This window comes from Bacteroides ndongoniae, from assembly GCF_900108345.1.
GTDB classification, from domain to species: Bacteria; Bacteroidota; Bacteroidia; order Bacteroidales; family Bacteroidaceae; genus Bacteroides; species Bacteroides ndongoniae.
Window position 1 is genome coordinate 2,121,414 of record NZ_FNVV01000014.1, and the last position, 16,773, is coordinate 2,138,186.

The window sequence follows — 16,773 nt, forward strand, 5'->3', positions numbered from 1 at the left end:
CGAGAGACACTTGCACGGCTCGCGAGCCACACTTGCACGGCTCAGCCCCCCTTCTCAGAGCCTTCCAGACGGGGGCTGACAGGCAGAACAACTCACATCTTTTAACAGCCACTCCCGACACAACGTCCTCCGTTTTCCGTATCTTTGCACCGCGAAAAGCCAAAAGAAGGATAACATGAGCAACAAGAATACCATTCAGAAAACCTTCCCTGTGATGGGCATGAGTTGTGCCGCCTGCGCAGCGCGGGTTGACAAGGCACTGAATCATCAGCCGGGTGTCCGGCACGCGGCAGTAAACTATGCCGCCGCCACGGCTACCGTCGAGTACGACTCCGATTGCTGCGACGAAGCATCCCTGCAACAGGCCGTACAGGCAGCCGGCTACGACCTGCTGATACACACCGACGAACATACGGCCGACGAAGTGGAGCAAGCTCACCGGCAGAAATACCAGGCACTGAAATTCCGCGCCACGTGGGCCATCGTCCTGTCGCTGCCCATCATCGTCATCAGCATGGTCTTCATGGACATGCCTTATGCCGGCTTGGTGACGGGCATACTGGCCACGCCGGTAGTATTCTGGTTAGGCCGAAGTTTCTACATCAATGCCTGGAAGCAACTGAAACACGGTGCAGCCAACATGGACACCCTCGTAGCCCTCAGCACCGGCATCGCCTACCTGTTCAGCGTCTTCAACTTGCTGTTTCCCGACTTCTGGCTGTCGCGGAGCATCGAGCCGCACGTCTATTTCGAAGCTTCCAGCGTCATCATCGCCTTCATTCTGCTGGGCCGTCTGCTCGAAGAGCGTGCCAAAGGCAACACTACCAGTGCCATCAAGAAGCTGATGGGGCTGCAGCCGAAGACGGTAACGCTTGTTGGGAATGAAGAGCCCTATTTAAATGAAGAATTAAGAATGAAGAATGAAGAATTGGGCTGCGCAATGCCTGAACGTCCTCAAGAAGATTCTTCATTTTTCATTCCTCATTCTTCATTTTCCAAAGATTCTTCATTCTTCATTCTTAATTCTTCATTTAAATTGGAGCAGGTTCTTCCCGGCCATCTGCTGTTGGTAAAACCCGGCGAACGGGTACCGGTGGACGGAACAGTAGTCAGCGGCGAATCGTATGTGGACGAAAGCATGCTGAGTGGCGAGCCGGTGCCCGTCAGCAAAAAGGCGGGTGTCCGTGTCTATGCCGGCACCATCAACCAGAAAGGCAGCTTCGTCTTCCGTGCCGAACAGGTGGGAAAGAACACGCTGCTGGCCAAAATCATCCACATGGTGCAGGACGCTCAGGGCAGCAAAGCTCCCGTACAGAAGCTGGCCGACCGCATAGCGGGCATCTTTGTGCCCGTCATCATGGGCATCGCCCTGCTGGCCTTTGCCGCATGGATGGTGTTCGACCCAGCCGGCGGCTTCACTCACGGCCTGCTGGCATTAGTCACCGTGCTCATCATAGCCTGCCCCTGTGCTTTGGGACTTGCCACACCTACCGCCATCATGGTGGGTATCGGCAAAGGAGCCGAACGGGGCATCCTCATCAAGGACGCCGAAAGCCTGGAACGCGCCCGACGCGTAAACGCCGTAGTGCTGGACAAGACGGGTACCGTCACCGAAGGCCATCCGCAAGTGACGTCGCTCCGCTGGAAAAACGAGGACGAGCGTCTGGCCGCAGCCTTCTACGAACTGGAAAAACACTCCGAACATCCGCTGGCCGAAGCCATCGTCCGCTACTTGGAAAATATTTTTCCCCAGTTAGAGAAAAATATTTCTCCAGTTAGGCAATTTGAAAGCCTCACCGGACGGGGTATCCGCGGCACGGTAGGCAGCACCCTCTACTACGCCGGCAACCGCCGTCTGCTGACCGAACAAGGTATCAGTGTCAGCCCGCAACTGAAGGAAGAAGCCGAACGACTGACGGCCGAAGCGCAGACCGTCATCTGGCTGGCCGACGAACACGAAGCACTGGCCATTGCCGCCATTGCCGACCGCATCAAGCCGACCTCGCGCCCAGCCATCGCCGCCCTGCAACGTCAGGGCATCGAAGTCCACCTGCTGACGGGCGACAACGAATCCACTGCCCGCGCCATCGCCGCCCAGGCAGGCATCCGCCACTACCACGCCGGCGTGCTGCCGCAAGAAAAGGCTTCGTTCATCGCCCGCCTGCAGCACGAGGGCAAAACCGTAGCCATGGTGGGCGACGGCATCAACGACAGCGCCGCCCTGGCACAGGCCGACCTCAGCATCGCCATGGGCACCGGTAGCGACATAGCCATGGACGTGGCAAGCATCACCCTGCTGACGGGCGACCTCGGCAAACTGCCCGAAGCCCTGCGCCTCTCGCACCTCACCGTGCGAACCATTCGCCAGAATCTCTTCTGGGCCTTCTTCTACAACCTGATAGGAGTGCCCATCGCCGCCGGTGTGCTCTACCCCGTCTGCGGTTTTCTGCTCAATCCCATGATAGCCGGGGCAGCCATGGCCTTCAGCAGCGTCAGTGTGGTGACAAATAGTCTGAGGCTGAAAAATGAAGAATTAAGAATGAAGAATGAAGAATCTATGAGTAATGAAGAATCTATGAGTAATGAAGAATTAAAAATGAAAAATGAAGAATCCCAAACGAATGAAGAATTGGGCTGCTCAATGCCCAAACGTCCTCAAGAAAATTCTTCATTCTCCACTCCTCATTCTTCATTTTCCGAGGGTTCTTCATTCTCTAAGTCTTCCTATAAAATTGAAGGTATGATGTGCAACCACTGCCGCATGCACGTGGAGAAAGCCCTGAACAGTCTGGAAGGCGTCCGTGCCACCGTCACCCTCGACCCGCCCGCAGCCACCATCGAATTCACCGACGGCAAAAGCTACACACTGGAAGAGCTACAGGCACAGATTACGAAGGAAGCCGGAGATTATCAGATTCTGGCGGCTGAACAGGCCTAACTGTTCAGCCACAGCTTCAAGGCCGCTACCCGTTCCCGGCTCACCTGAATGCTGCCGTCGAAAGGAGGCGTAACGTGTACTACCATTTTTCCGTTAAAGTAAGGCTCCAGATCACGAATACAGTTGGCCGAAAGGATGAACTGGCGACTGACGCGGAAGAAGCGTTTCGGGTCGAGTTGTTCCTCCAGTTTGGCAAGTGGCAGATCGATGATGTGCGTGCGGCGATCGGCCGTTACGGCAAAAGTCACTTTCTCCTCCGAATAGAAGTAACATACCTCGTCCACAGCCAGGGTGTAAAGGTTGCGTGCACCGTTCACTAAGAAACGGGTACGATAGGCGCTTGCCTGATGTCCGGCAAGGGCACGAAGCAGTTCGGGCATATCGAGCAAACTGTTTTGCTGACGGATGCGGGGAGCCGTCAGACGTTCAAACTTCAGGAGGGCATCGGCCAGACGCTCCCGATGGATAGGTTTCAGCAGATAATCGATGCTGTTCACGGTGAAGGCACGGACGGCGTACTCGTCGTAAGCGGTTGTGAACACAATCATGCTTTCGGGCTGTGCCTGCTCGATGAAGTAGAAAGACAACCCATCTGTCAGTTGTATATCCAGGAAAAGCAAGTCAGGATGAGGATTGGCTGCAAACCATTGCACTGACTCCTCTACCGTTCCGGGCAGCAGCAGGATGTCCCACTCGGGGCGCAGCTCTTTCAGCATGCCTTGCAGCAGTCGGGCGGCGGGCAGCTCGTCTTCGATGATGGCAGCCCTGATTGTCTTCTTGTTCATCAATTCATCCATCGGTATTCATTCATATAGTAAAGGAACTTTCACATCAAAACAATTCTCCTGCTTCTCCACAACAATCTCCTTACCACACAGCAGACGGTAGCGCTGCGCCAGGTTCTTCAGCCCATGTCCGCCTGAAACAGCTCCCAACTTGGGATGTACGGGATTCGACACACGCAGCCAGGCACTTCCTTCTCCGTCCGTCAGTGCCTCCACCGTCACAGTCATCGGGCGCGAAGGACTGATGACGTTGTGTTTCACAATGTTTTCGACCAGCAGTTGCAGCGTAAGGGGTGGCAGTTGGGCTTCCTCGCGAATGGCATCGGCCACTTGCCAGTCTACCGTCAGACAATCACCCAGACGGACACGGTGCAGCTGGACATACGTATCGACAAACCCCATTTCGTCGTGCAGACTCACCAGGCGCTTGTCCTGACACGTCAGGATATAACGGTAAACGTCGGACAGGTTCCGGGTAAAGCCGACTGCTCCCTGCGGATTGTATTCGATTTCGGCAATCAGCGTATTGAGGCTGTTGAACAGAAAATGCGGATTGAGCTGACTTTGCAGTGCCATGTAGCGGGCCTGCAAGGCGCTTTCCTCCAGCTGTTGCGTACGGCGGTAAGCAGCAAGCAAGTCCCTGTAAAAACGGTTACTGACCGACTGACTGACAATGACCAGCTCCGTCAGCCACGTAATAAGCAGCAGGCGTGTCCCCTTATACACCAACTGAAAAGGATGGGGAATGTCGAGCAGCAGTTTCACCGATACCAGCAGCAGATAGTTGAGGGCAAACAGAAACAAGGCCGACAGCACCAGAAAGAGCACCATCCGCCGCCGGTTGTCGAGAAAGGCCGGATAGCTGCTCCGCAACCGCAACCGGATATAACGCATTCCCAGTCCCACGCCGTTGAACAACAGCATCACAGCTACAAAGGCTTGGGGTGTCAGCAGCCGGTCCTGATGGCGCAAAGGAATGTCGGCAAAGCGCACCAGGAAGAAATAGGAAAAACATCCCAATCCGGAATACAGCAAGATGTCCCAAATGTATGATTGTCTGGTCGGTCGCATACGAGTTCTGTTTTTGTTCATTGTACAAAGCCGGTAGCTTCGGCGTACAGTCCGCCTGCGCATCCGGATAATTTCCTGTACACCGGCGGCGGTACACCCGCAAATATAGCGATTTATCCTTCCCCACAAGCCCGCTGCAATGCACTTTTTGCCAGACAGGCGTTCAGTTTCGAACGGATATGGTTCTGTTGTGCCTCCAGATGATAGAGCTGTGCATTGATAACCTCTACAATGGAGACACTGCCTTCGCGATATTTATCCAGTGCCAACGTCTCACTTTCGGCCGCCTTGCGCAACGAACTTTCGGTCAGTCGCACCTGCTCCATTGCCTGCTGGTAGTTGCAACGGGCTGTTTCTACCTCCAGACGCAGCCCGTCGGCCACCTGCATACAGCGTTCACGGGCTATGTCTACCTGATAGCGGCCTTTGTTGCGGGTATGACGACGTTTGCCCCACTCAAAGATAGGCACACTGAGTTTGGCGTAAACCGAATAGTTGGGGTCGAGGTCTGCCCGGAAGTCATAGCCCGGCGACGAGTAGTTACCATCCACTCCCACAGAAAGCGAGGGCAGATAACGGGCATTGGCCATGCGTGCGGCAGATTGCTGCACGCCGATGTTCGTCTCGGCCATCTGCATCTCGGGGCGACGCGACAGAGCATCCTCCACCTGAAAAGACAATCCGGCCAGAGAAGGAACTGCCACCAGCGTGTCTGTCAGTATCTGCTCCCCGGAGGGGATTCCGGCCAGAGCGTTGAGCGAGAGGCGAGCTACTTCGGCTTCGTTGCGGGCACGTTCCGACCGATAGTCGGCATCGTTCAGCCGTACTTCGGCCATCAGCAGGTCGTTACGGTCGGTATACTCCAGCTCCACCCGTTCGCGAACCACCGCAACCAACTGCGCTACCGACGTACGGTAACGGTCGGCTACAGACACCAGCTCGCACTGGGCCACACGGTTCCAATAACGTACGTCGGCCTCGTATCGCAGATCGTTCGTCACGCGACGCACTTCCTGACGGGCTATTTGGTCCTCGCCCCGTGCCTTGTCGTAAGCTGCCTGCAAGGCACCGCCTGTATACAACGGTTGCGACAAGTTGAGCGAAGCACCGTACTTCGTATTTCTTCCTTCGAAGGAAAGTACATCATCTGTGCCCGGCACGTTTACGTCCAGTTGCAACGGCTCTCCTGTATAGTTGAAGTTGGCCCCTCCCGAAAGTTTGGGCAGAAAGTCAGCACGTGCCATCTGCCGCGCTGCATCGCTTGCGCCCACGGCATGTTCGGCAGCCCGCAGGTCGGGACTGTAAGCCTGTACCTGGGCACGATAGGCATCGAGCAACGGATGTTCCTGTGCAAGTCCTTGCAGGGTACATGCCAACAAGGCACAACACATAGTGATAGAATATCTTGATTTCATACGATAATGGTTGTTAAATAAGTTAAGTCTTGCAACTGACAGCCATAAGTCAAGGGGCTTACAAACACCTGACAAACAAGGCTGCATCAGTTTATCTTCTGTTTATCGGAAATAAACAGTCGGTTTATCCGTAGTAAACTTCGAGTTTACCGGCTTTGAACTGTCGGTTTATCGGCAGTAAACTGAGAGTTTACCAAGGCTAAACTGACTGTTTAATCAGGCTAAAGCAGAACAATATCATCCGTAAAACTTGATTAAGGTGAATAATGTCTGATTAATGTTCTGTACAAACAGCTCACTTCTTGGCTGCTTCCGGATAGAAAACTGCATAAAGAGCAGGTGTCACGCAGAGCGTAAGCAACGTGGCAAACGAAAGCCCGAAGACAATGGTAGCCGCCATACCGCCGAACACCACATCGAACAGCAACGGGATGCTGCCAAAGATGGTCGTGACGGCAGCCATCAGCACAGGCCGTGTACGCGACACCGTAGCCTCAACAATAGCATCCGAAGCTTTTACACCCGCCTTGCGTTGCAGGTTCACCTCGTCGACCAGCACAATGACGTTCTTGATAATCATACTCAGCAACCCCAGCCAGCCCGCAATGCAGAAGAAGCCAAACTGAAAACCTGTCACCAACATGCCTATCACCACCCCGATGACCGAAAGCGGAAGGATGAGGAAGATGAGCAACGGCTGGCGGAAATTGCCGAACAATGCCACGAGAATAAGTACCAGCAACACCAGTGCCAGGGGGAAATATTTCGTCAGTGCGGCCATGGCTTCTTTCTGGTCCTTGTATTGCGAGTCCCAGAAGAAGGTGTAACCCGGCGGCAACTGCATCTGTTCAATCTCGCTACGGATTTCACCAAGCACTTCCTTCATCGTGTGACCGGGACGGACGTCGCACTGAGCCGCCATCGAAAGCTGCCGGTTGTAGGTCTTCACCAGCGGCCACTCCCAGGCAAGGGCAATGCTGTCGGTCAGCTGTGCCAGCGGGGCAGAGTTGCGTCCGTTCCATACAGCCAGGTCGCCCAAGCCGTCTTGCGACAGGTTGTTGCCACCCGCCGTGCGCAACAATACGGGTACCTGCTTGTCGCCATCGCGGTAGATGCCCACGGCCGTACCGTCGCCCGTGCTCTTTACGGCTGTCATCAGGTCGGCCTTGCCCAAGCCCAGACGGCCCGCCTTCACGGGGGAGTAGGCAGCCCGAAGCATCATGGCTTTGTTACCCCACTCGTTACGGGCATTCATTACTTTGGGATTGCGCCGCATCACGTCGATAGCAGCCTGCGTCAACGAGTCGAGCACCCGCGGATCGTCTCCACAGAAACGGGCTTCGATGAGTGCCTGCGGAATGGAGTTCAGTTCAAAACGGTTGACACGTACCAGTGCGTCCGAGAAACGTTGCGACAACTCATCCTGCAAACCAGCCTGCATCTGCCGGGCTACAGAAGGACTTTCGGCCTCGACCAGACACTGGGCATAATTGCTCTGCGGACCATAAGCAGCGTTAGCCAGATAGTAACGCGGCGGTGTCTGCCCTACGAAAACCGATACATGTCTGACTCCCACACGACGCATCAACGTGTCGGCCAGTGCCTCGGCCTGACGGGCCGTCTCCTCCACGCGGGTACCCTCGGGCAGCCACATGTCTACAGAGAAATACTGCTTGTTGAGCAAAGGCATGAACTGCTGGGGAATCAGCCGGAAAGCCATACCGCTCAACAGCAACAGACCCAGCATGCCTGCCAGTACGGCATAACGATGACGGATGGTCCACCGCAAAGCACGGCGGAAACGGTCGTAAAGACGTCCCTGGAAGAGTTCGCCTTTCAGCTCCTCCGGACGGGGACGGCGTACGAACTCCTGCACGAAGAACACGTTCTGCGAAATGGCCAGTACCCAACTGAGCAACAGAGACACGGCAATCACAATGAAGAGTGATGAAAGCAGTTCGCCCGTGATGTGCGGCGAAAGGTAAACAGGCAGGAAAGTAAGTACGGCGATAAGCGTAGCTCCCAGCAAAGGCATAGCCGTAGTGCCTACAGCCGAAAGGATGGCTGTCCGCTTGCGCATGCCGCGCTGCATGTTGACCAACGTGGCATCGTAGACCACAATGGCATTGTCTACCAGCATACCCATTGCAATGATGATGGCTGCCAGCGACATGCGTTGCAGGGCAATGCCTGTACCATACATATATATCAGTGTACCGAAAATGGAGAATACCAGTCCGCTGCCTATCAGGATACCGTTCTTCATGCCGATGAAGAAAAGCAGCACAGCCACCACCGTCACCACCGAAATGATGAGGTTAAGGACAAAACCATCGTTAGCAGCGGCAGATTCGCGGCCCTGATCGTAAACGACAGAGAGGTGATAACCCTCGGGCATTGCGTCGGCCAGCTCGCCGATGCGGGCAGACACCCGTTCGGCCATATCCACCATATTGCCGTCGGCCACAGTCGAGATGGCAATGCCCACGGCCGGTACGCCATCGGTCTGCATCAGGCTGCGTGCCGGGTGCAGATAGGCTTCGCTCACGGCAGCTATCTCGCCTAAACGGAAGTAAGCTCCGCTACGCGACACTACTGTCAAGTTCTCCAGTTCTTCCAATGTCGTGAAACTGCCCGATGCCTCCACACGAAGGCGGTTGTGTGCCGTCTCTACCGCACCGGCATCTACTACACGGTTCTGGCGATCGAAGGCAGCAGCGATGTCGGCCATCGTTACGCCACTGGCAGCCAGCAACGCAGGATCGGCCTCTATCTCGATGGTACGGTTCTGCACACCAAAAAGTTCCACCCGGGCCACATCCTCCACATCCAGCAGTTCGTTCTTGATGCGTTCGGCCTGATCTTCCAGCTCGCGGTACGTACGTGTCGTGCTGCTCAGGGCATAGAACACGCCGAGCACATCGCCAAAGTCGTCGTTCACGACCGAAGTACCTGCTCCTGCAGGCAGCTTGCTTTGTGCATCGCCTACCTTGCGGCGCAATTTGTCCCAAAGCTGCTGCATGGCATCGGCACGTATCTCTTTCTTCACATAAACGGTAATCTTGGACAGACCGGCGCGGTTTTCCGTCTTCAGATAATAAAGCTCGCCCAGCGACTGTATGGCTTCTTCGAGCACATCGGTCACCTGCTGTTGCACTTCCAACGGCGAAGCGCCGGGATAAGTCGTGGTCACTACGGCCTGCTTGATGGTGAACGGTGCGTCCTCCAGCTTACCCATACCGATGTACGAGATGATGCCTCCCAGCAATATCAGCCCCAGTAACAGCCAGCTCAGCGCTTTGTTCTTCAGGAAAAATTTAGCAATCGTCTTCATGCGATGTTCCCTCCTATTCTGCGGCATCAGCCTGTTCCACTACTACCTTTTCGCCTTCGTTCAGATAGGCCTGACGCGTCACGGCTACCTGCTGACCGGGCTTCAAGCCAGAAACAACTTCTACGCGGCTATCCTTCAGCAAACGGCCCAATGTAACCGGACAACGACTCACACTGCCGTCGGCCTGCACCGTCCAGACATAGCTGCCCCGGCGGTCGTCCTGACAGACAGCCGCCTGGGGAATGGCCAGAGAGGAGAGTGAAGCAGAAGTTGAGGAGAGAGATACAGAGAGACTCCCTGCCATTCCTCCAAGCAAGCTATTGTCCTGATTGTCCAGTAAAAGAGTGAGTCGGAAAGAGAGATTATTATCGGCTGCCGTCTGCGTCAGATAGGTTTCGGCAGGAGCAAACACCTGTCCAGGCAAACGGTCGAAGCGTACTTGAAACACTGAATCGGGCACCCCGCGGCGAAGCGATACGGCCATGTCCTCGGGCACGTAAGTTTCCAGTTTCACCTGCGAAAGGTCGATGAAAGTCAGCACGGGCTGCGAGGCTTTCACTTCCTGATGGCGTTCAATGTATACCTGCTGCACATAGCCATCAAAAGGGGCTATCAGCCGGGTATCGTTCAGTTCGTTCAGCGCCATGTCGTAATCGGCACGGGCGCGGGCATAGTCGGCACGGGCTTTCTCGTAAGCCGTGCCAGATACATTATTCTTCTCGTACAGGCTGGCCGTACGGCGATAGTCGGCTTCGGCCTGACGGCAAAGGGCTTCGGCGCGCTCCCTGCGGACAAGGAAATCGCGCGGGTCGATAGCGGCAATCAGTTGCCCCTTGCGGAAGAACTGACCGCTCTGTACTGTAAAGCTCTGCACAGGTCCGCCCACACGGAAGGCCAGTTCCGTCGTGCGGCAGGGTTCGGAGATAAAGGTATAGTTGCGACTGCCGCTGCCTGTCACGGCTTCGGCTTGCGCCACGCTGACTACGGGCAATGCCCGGTTTTCTTCGGCCGGCCCTCCGCATGCTGTCAGCAGCAGAGCCAGACACACACCACAAAGTTCTGTTTTCATTTTCTTCTTCATAACTCGTTTACTTCTGCATATAATCACTGCTGCAAAAATAAAGCGAAGCCGGAAGGATATAAGAGAATTCTTACCCAAGCGAAGTTTCGGGCGACTGAAACGGAGAAAATGCCAATCGAAAGAAGAACTTGCTTTTTTTCAGCACTGCTACGCAACAAATTCAGGAAGTCACTTACATCTGCTCTCGTTTTTTCTTCCTACCTTTGCCCCAAACCGAAAAACTGAATGAATTATGGCAATGTACAAAAGAATCTTACTGAAGCTCAGCGGCGAGAGCCTGATGGGCGAAAAGCAGTACGGCATCGACGAGAAGCGTTTGGCCGAATATGCAGCACAGATTAAGGAAATACACGCAATGGGCGTACAGATAGGAATCGTCATCGGCGGAGGAAACATCTTCCGCGGACTGAGCGGAGCCTCAAAAGGTTTCGACCGCGTGAAGGGCGACCAGATGGGTATGCTGGCTACAGTCATCAACAGCCTGGCGCTGAGCTCGGCACTGGTGGCCGCAGGTGTAAAGGCACGTGTACTGACAGCAGTACGCATGGAGCCCATCGGTGAGTTCTACAATAAATGGCGCGCCATCGAATGCATGGAAGCAGGCGAAGTAGTCATCATGTCTGCCGGAACGGGCAACCCCTTCTTCACCACGGACACAGGCTCTTCACTGCGCGGCATCGAGATTGAAGCCGACGTGATGCTGAAAGGTACGCGCGTGGACGGCATCTACACCGCCGACCCCGAAAAGGACCCGACAGCCACGAAGTTCCACGACATCACCTACGACGAAGTGCTGCGCCGCGGCCTCAAAGTGATGGACCTCACCGCCACCTGCATGTGCAAGGAAAACAACCTGCCCATCATCGTTTTCGACATGGATACCGTGGGCAACCTGAAGAAAGTCATCGCCGGCGAGGAAATAGGTACGCTGGTACACAACTAACGACGGGCGGGGCCGAAGCAGAAGTTGACTCCCAGACTGACATTCAGTTCGCGCCCGATGGTGCTGCTGCGGTAGACATACTCCTGAGCTTCGGCCTCGCCTTCTTTTTCGTACAGGTAGCTCTTGGCCGTGCTGAGCGGCTGTTGCCAGAATACGTCGAACAGCAAAGCCATCCGGGGCGTCAGGCGATATTGCGTGGATACACCGAAGTTCAGGCAGATGGCCGCCCCGTCGCAGTTCAGCAACAGTTCCTTCTCGCCCTCCTTAATGCTTTCTGCTTTGCGGTTGGTACCATAATAGCTCTGCCCGATTCCGAGACGGGGATAGCACTGCCAGCGGTCGCCCTCGATGCGGAACACACCGCCTATGCTGTAGGCCAGATGCAGATGGTCGATTCCCGGCAACAGCTTGTTCAGCAACGCTTCACCCAGCTGCGACCCCAGAGTTTCGTACACGTTGCGGCTCTTAAACAGTTTGAAACGCACGTCGGCATACCACCCGAAGCGCGGTGCAAACAGGTGCATCATCCGCAAGTCGAATGCGGGCACCGTCTCCGGACGTACCCCGAACAGCAGGGAAGCCGGATTGGGCGACGGTTCGCTCATATCTGTATTCGCCCCCACACCCACGCTAAAGTGCAGCTGGGGCTGATAACGCATCTCGTGATACTGAAGAGCCCTCGCATCATCTTGTTGGGCCAAGGCCGGAAGACAAGCACCGGCACACATCAGAAAGAAAAACAGCAAGCCTTTTTTCATCTATTTCGATATTTAACTTCGTTCGCCTGTTGGCGATGAGCAAAGATATGTATTTCCTCCAAATGGCGTACCGGCAATCAGGAGTTTTTTTTCAACCGCCCGCCGACAGCCATCCGCCCACCTTGCGCGCCGACAACCGACAGTCGACATTTTGACACTTTGCATCGCCAACCCGCCTAGAATCCGATATTTCCGCCCCACAGCCCGTCCGTCGGAAAAAACGGAAGCAATTTTTCGCATTCGCCTCAGATACAGAGCGATAGCAAAATACGGACATTTGAAATAGAAAAAAGACAAGGTTTCCGAAGGCCGAAAACGCTGTTTTCCGAGCCGAAAAGCCCTGTTTTCCTCCGCAACAAGCATTCCCGACGAACCGAACGAGCAAAAAAATCTCCACTTTGTTGCAAGAAAAGGAATAATACGCTACATTTGCTAAACTTAATCAAATCAACCATCCTATAACGAACGAAACGATATGAAAGACGTAAAAGACATCTTAGGCGAAGCGCAGGAGAAAATGGACATGGCAGTGATGTATCTGGACGACGCACTGGCCCACATCCGTGCCGGAAAGGCAGACGTACGCCTGCTGGACGGTATCCGTGTTGACTCCTACGGCAGCATGGTGCCCATCAACAACGTGGCAGCCGTGACGACACCCGACGCACGCAGCATCGCCATCAAGCCGTGGGACAAGAACATGTTCCGCGTCATCGAGAAAGCCATCATCGACTCATCGCTGGGCATCATGCCCGAAAACAACGGCGAAATCATCCGCATCGGCATACCGCCGCTGACCGAGGAACGCCGTAAGCAACTGGCCAAACAGTGTAAGGGCGAAGGCGAAACAGCCAAAGTAAGCGTACGCAACGCTCGCCGCGATGCCATCGACCAACTGAAGAAAGCCGTCAAGGAAGGCCTGGCCGAAGACGCACAGAAGGGCGGCGAAGAAAAGCTGCAGAAGGTACACGACAAGTACATCAAGCAGATCGACGAAATGCTGGCCGCTAAAGAGAAAGAAATCATGACGGTATAAACTGAATGAAGAATGAAGAACGAAGAATGAAGAATTTCCTTACGGGTGGCTGTTGCGCAGCCCAATTCTTCATTCTTCATTCTTCATTTCCCCGATTCTAATTAAATGAGAGGGCTTGTCATCAAAAATACAGGCAGCTGGTACCTCGTCAAGACCGACGAAGGCCAATGCATCGAATGCAAGGTAAAAGGCAACTTCCGCCTGAAAGGCATCCGCAGCACCAATCCCGTGGCTGTGGGCGACTACGTGCAGATTATCCAAAACAAAGAAGGCACCGCCTTCATCACCGAAATCGAGGACCGCAAGAACTACATCATCCGCCGCGCCTCGAACCTGTCGAAACAGTCGCACATCATCGCCTCCAACCTCGACCAGTGCATGCTCATCGTCACCGTCAACTATCCCGAAACCTCTACTACCTTCATCGACCGCTTTCTGGCCTCGGCCGAAGCCTACCGCGTACCCGTCAAAATCATCTTCAACAAGGTAGACGCCTACGATGAAGACGAGTTGCACTATCTGGACAGCCTCATCCACCTCTACACCACCATCGGCTACCCCTGCTTCAAGGTATCGGCCAAGCAAGGACTGGGCATCGACGCCATCAAGGCCGAACTGCGCGGACGCGTCACCCTGTTCTCGGGCCACTCGGGCGTAGGCAAGTCCACCCTCATCAACGCCATCCTGCCCGAAGCCGACGCACGGACGGGCGAGATATCTACCGTCCACAACAAGGGAATGCACACCACTACATTCTCCGAAATGTTCCCCGTCGAAGGCGACGGCTACATCATCGACACGCCGGGCATCAAAGGCTTCGGCACCTTCGACATGGAAGAAGAGGAAATAGGCCACTACTTCCCCGAAATCTTCCGCACCTCGGCCGACTGCCGCTACGGCAACTGCACCCACCGTCACGAGCCCGGTTGTGCTGTTCTCCGCGCCGTCGAAGAACACTACATCAGCGAGTCACGCTACCAGTCCTACCTCAGCATGCTCGAAGATAAGGAAGAGGGCAAGTACCGTTCGGGGTATTAAGTCTGACTGTTACCCCTCTGCCCGGCTACGTCTCGACAGAATTTCGTCCTGATGCTCTAACGCCCACGCCACCAGATTCTCAATATGGGGCATCAGGCTATAGCCGCTTTCCGTCAGTTCATATTCTACCCGCGGCGGCACCTCAGGATAAACCTGCCGGCTCACCAGCCCGTCTGCCTCCAAATGCCGCAGAGTGACGGTCAGCATCCGTTGCGACACATCACCTATAGACTTCGCGATATCGCTGAAACGCATCGTTCCGTTCGCTTTCAGCGTAATAAGTACCAGCATTGTCCACTTGTCTCCCAGCCTGTCCAGCACGTCGCGCACAGGACAGGCACCTACATGATGAAAGTTTTTCATTCTTTTTAACCTTTTACAATCCGTTCATATCCAGCAAAAGTTACATACGTGTAAGTATCTTACAATCAAGTGCCTTCTTGCCACGTAGCAAGTTTCCCGCTACCTTTGTCCACACAAAAGTAAGAAAGTTACTTTGAATAACCAATGTACAATTTAAACATTTAAACTTATGAAAAAAAGAGTAGCAGTATTGGCCGTAAACCCAGTAAACGGCTCGGGCCTGTTCCAGTATCTGGAGGCATTTTACGAAAACGGCATTTCCTACAAAATATATGCCGTATCTCCCACCAAAGACATTCGGACCAACTCGGGCATTGCCCTGCAAGCAGACGATGTTATAGCTAACCTGAAAGGGCATGAGGACGAATACGATGCACTGGTCTTTGCCTGCGGCGATGCCATTCCTGTCTTTGCCCAACATGCCGACGAGCCACATAACATCATGTTGATGGAAGTTCTGAAAACGTTTGGCGAAAAAGGAAAAATCATGATCGGACATTGCGCAGCCGCACTGATGTTCGAAAAAGCCGGCATCACAAAAGGCAGGAAATTGGCTGTGCATCCGTTGGCAAAACCCGCCATCGTGAACGGAACAGCCACCGATAACGCTACCGAGACGGACGGAAACTTCTACACCGCCCAAAACGAAAACAAGATCGCAGCATTGCTGCCCTCTGTCCTGACAGCTCTGAAAGGATAAACGCACTTTCGTTTTAGGACCTCTCTCATATATGGTTCTGCCCGGCATCGGTTTCCCGATGGCAGAACCATATTCTTTTATCTGCCCATGTCTGTGTTCATTAACCACCTCTGTTAATAAAGCATAATCTTCTTTCTTCGCTTTAAACCTTTGCGTAATTTAGAAGCCCAATCAAATGGCTGAATTATACACTACTAATACTACGACAATAGAGCATGAAGAAGAGAGTAAAATGGGGCATCATCGCCGTGATAGGCGCCGGCCTGGCAGGCTGGGGAATTTATTCGCAAATGCCCAAACCAAACGAAGAGTTGGCCGAAGCCAACAAAGTGATGACTAATCAAAGTAAAGGGAAAAAGGCGCTTAACATCAACGCCGTCATTGTACGCCCGCAAGTCCTTACCGACGAAATCCCCATCATCGGTAGTCTGATACCCGACGAAGAAGTAAACCTGTCGTTCGAAACATCGGGCAAAATCACCGAAATCAATTTTGAAGAAGGCACCGCCGTCAAGAAAGGGCAGCTGCTGGCCAAGGTAAACGACCGCCCCTTGCAAGCACAGCTGCAACGCCTTGTAGCCCAACTGAAGCTGGCCGAAGACCGCGTGTTCCGTCAGGACGCCCTGCTGAAGCGCGACGCCGTCAGCCAAGAAGCCTACGAACAGGTGAAAACCGAACTGGCCACGCTGAACGCCGACATCGAAAGCGTCGAAGCCCAGATAGCACAGACCGAACTGCGTGCCCCCTTCGACGGTGTCATCGGTTTGCGTCAGGTCAGCGTAGGTGCCTATGCCTCACCAACGACCATCGTGGCCAAGCTGACCAAGATATCGCCTCTGAAGCTGGAGTTCTCGGTATCGGAAAGTTATGCCCGCGACATCAAGGTGGGCACCAACCTCACCTTCAACCTCGAAGGATCGCTTGAGGACTATCACGCACAAGTCTATGCACGCGAGTCCAGCCTCGACATCAACACCCACACACTGACCGTACGCGCCCTCTACCCTAACCCCACAGGCATCATGCCGGGACGCTACGCCTCTATCACACTGAAGAAACAGGAGTTCAAAGACGCACTGGCCATTCCTTCGCAAGCCATCGTGCCCGAAATGGGTAAGGACAAGGTATTCCTGTACCGCTCGGGTAAAGCCGAACCGACCGAAATCGTCACCGGCATCCGCACCGAAGCACTTGTGCAGGTCGTAAAAGGACTGGCCGAAGGCGATACCGTCATCATCTCGGGTACGCAACAGTTGCGCACGGGAATGGCTGTGACCATCGATAGAATTAATAATTAAAAATTAATAATTA

At 54.3% G+C, this 16,773-nt stretch carries 13 protein-coding genes; 6 read left to right on the forward strand and 7 right to left on the reverse strand.

Features of this window, described 5'->3' with window-relative positions; translation table 11 throughout:
* Positions 1 to 175 precede the first annotated feature (175 nt).
* On the forward strand, positions 176 to 2,938 hold the full coding sequence (locus tag BQ5591_RS21005; protein ID WP_083381042.1) for a heavy metal translocating P-type ATPase: 2,763 nt from the start codon (positions 176 to 178) through the stop codon (positions 2,936 to 2,938).
* Here the strand turns inward: BQ5591_RS21005 and BQ5591_RS19380 are convergent.
* The 5 genes from BQ5591_RS19380 to BQ5591_RS19400 all read right to left on the reverse strand — a co-directional run bounded on the left by BQ5591_RS19380 (position 2,935) and on the right by BQ5591_RS19400 (position 10,624).
* Positions 2,935 to 3,723 carry a LytR/AlgR family response regulator transcription factor gene (locus BQ5591_RS19380; RefSeq protein ID WP_071150842.1) on the reverse strand — a complete coding sequence of 263 codons (789 nt, stop codon included), beginning with the start codon at positions 3,721 to 3,723 and terminating at the stop codon, positions 2,935 to 2,937. The genes BQ5591_RS21005 and BQ5591_RS19380 overlap by 4 nt on opposite strands.
* A gap of 18 nt (positions 3,724 to 3,741) precedes the next feature.
* On the reverse strand, positions 3,742 to 4,794 hold the full coding sequence (locus tag BQ5591_RS19385) for a sensor histidine kinase (RefSeq protein WP_071150581.1): 1,053 nt from the start codon (positions 4,792 to 4,794) through the stop codon (positions 3,742 to 3,744).
* A gap of 113 nt (positions 4,795 to 4,907) precedes the next feature.
* A complete protein-coding gene (locus BQ5591_RS19390; RefSeq protein WP_071150582.1) occupies positions 4,908 to 6,209 on the reverse strand; it encodes a TolC family protein in 1,302 nt (433 codons plus the stop codon).
* 295 nt (positions 6,210 to 6,504) lie between these two features.
* Positions 6,505 to 9,543, reverse strand: coding sequence for an efflux RND transporter permease subunit (locus BQ5591_RS19395; protein ID WP_071150583.1), 3,039 nt, complete (start codon positions 9,541 to 9,543; stop codon positions 6,505 to 6,507).
* A 13-nt stretch (positions 9,544 to 9,556) separates the two neighbouring features.
* Positions 9,557 to 10,624 carry an efflux RND transporter periplasmic adaptor subunit gene (locus tag BQ5591_RS19400; RefSeq protein ID WP_071150584.1) on the reverse strand — a complete coding sequence of 356 codons (1,068 nt, stop codon included), beginning with the start codon at positions 10,622 to 10,624 and terminating at the stop codon, positions 9,557 to 9,559.
* Between the two features lie 232 nt (positions 10,625 to 10,856).
* Here BQ5591_RS19400 and pyrH point away from each other — a divergent pair, with 232 nt between their 5' ends.
* Positions 10,857 to 11,567 carry a UMP kinase gene (pyrH, locus tag BQ5591_RS19405; RefSeq protein WP_022162665.1) on the forward strand — a complete coding sequence of 237 codons (711 nt, stop codon included), beginning with the start codon at positions 10,857 to 10,859 and terminating at the stop codon, positions 11,565 to 11,567.
* On the opposite strand, the gene BQ5591_RS19410 is transcribed toward pyrH, so the two are convergent.
* Positions 11,564 to 12,325, reverse strand: a complete 762-nt coding sequence (locus tag BQ5591_RS19410) for a hypothetical protein (RefSeq protein WP_071150585.1) — start codon at positions 12,323 to 12,325, stop codon at positions 11,564 to 11,566. The two genes, pyrH and BQ5591_RS19410, sit on opposite strands and share 4 nt — an antisense overlap.
* A 475-nt stretch (positions 12,326 to 12,800) precedes the next feature.
* Here BQ5591_RS19410 and frr point away from each other — a divergent pair, with 475 nt between their 5' ends.
* Positions 12,801 to 13,361, forward strand: coding sequence for a ribosome recycling factor (gene frr, locus BQ5591_RS19415; RefSeq protein ID WP_071150586.1), 561 nt, complete (start codon positions 12,801 to 12,803; stop codon positions 13,359 to 13,361).
* 105 nt (positions 13,362 to 13,466) lie between these two features.
* Positions 13,467 to 14,399 carry a ribosome small subunit-dependent GTPase A gene (gene rsgA / locus BQ5591_RS19420; protein WP_022162670.1) on the forward strand — a complete coding sequence of 311 codons (933 nt, stop codon included), beginning with the start codon at positions 13,467 to 13,469 and terminating at the stop codon, positions 14,397 to 14,399.
* 9 nt (positions 14,400 to 14,408) lie between these two features.
* Here the strand turns inward: rsgA and BQ5591_RS19425 are convergent, their stop codons facing one another.
* A complete protein-coding gene (locus BQ5591_RS19425) occupies positions 14,409 to 14,762 on the reverse strand; it encodes a winged helix-turn-helix transcriptional regulator (RefSeq protein WP_071150587.1) in 354 nt (117 codons plus the stop codon).
* A 169-nt stretch (positions 14,763 to 14,931) separates the two neighbouring features.
* Between BQ5591_RS19425 and BQ5591_RS19430 the strand changes: the two genes are divergently transcribed.
* Entirely contained in the window at positions 14,932 to 15,462 is a 531-nt protein-coding gene (locus BQ5591_RS19430) for a DJ-1/PfpI family protein (RefSeq protein WP_071150588.1), read from the forward strand.
* A 215-nt stretch (positions 15,463 to 15,677) separates the two neighbouring features.
* Positions 15,678 to 16,760: an efflux RND transporter periplasmic adaptor subunit gene (locus BQ5591_RS19435; protein ID WP_022162673.1), complete on the forward strand. Its 1,083-nt coding sequence runs from the start codon at positions 15,678 to 15,680 to the stop codon at positions 16,758 to 16,760.
* Positions 16,761 to 16,773 lie beyond the last annotated feature (13 nt).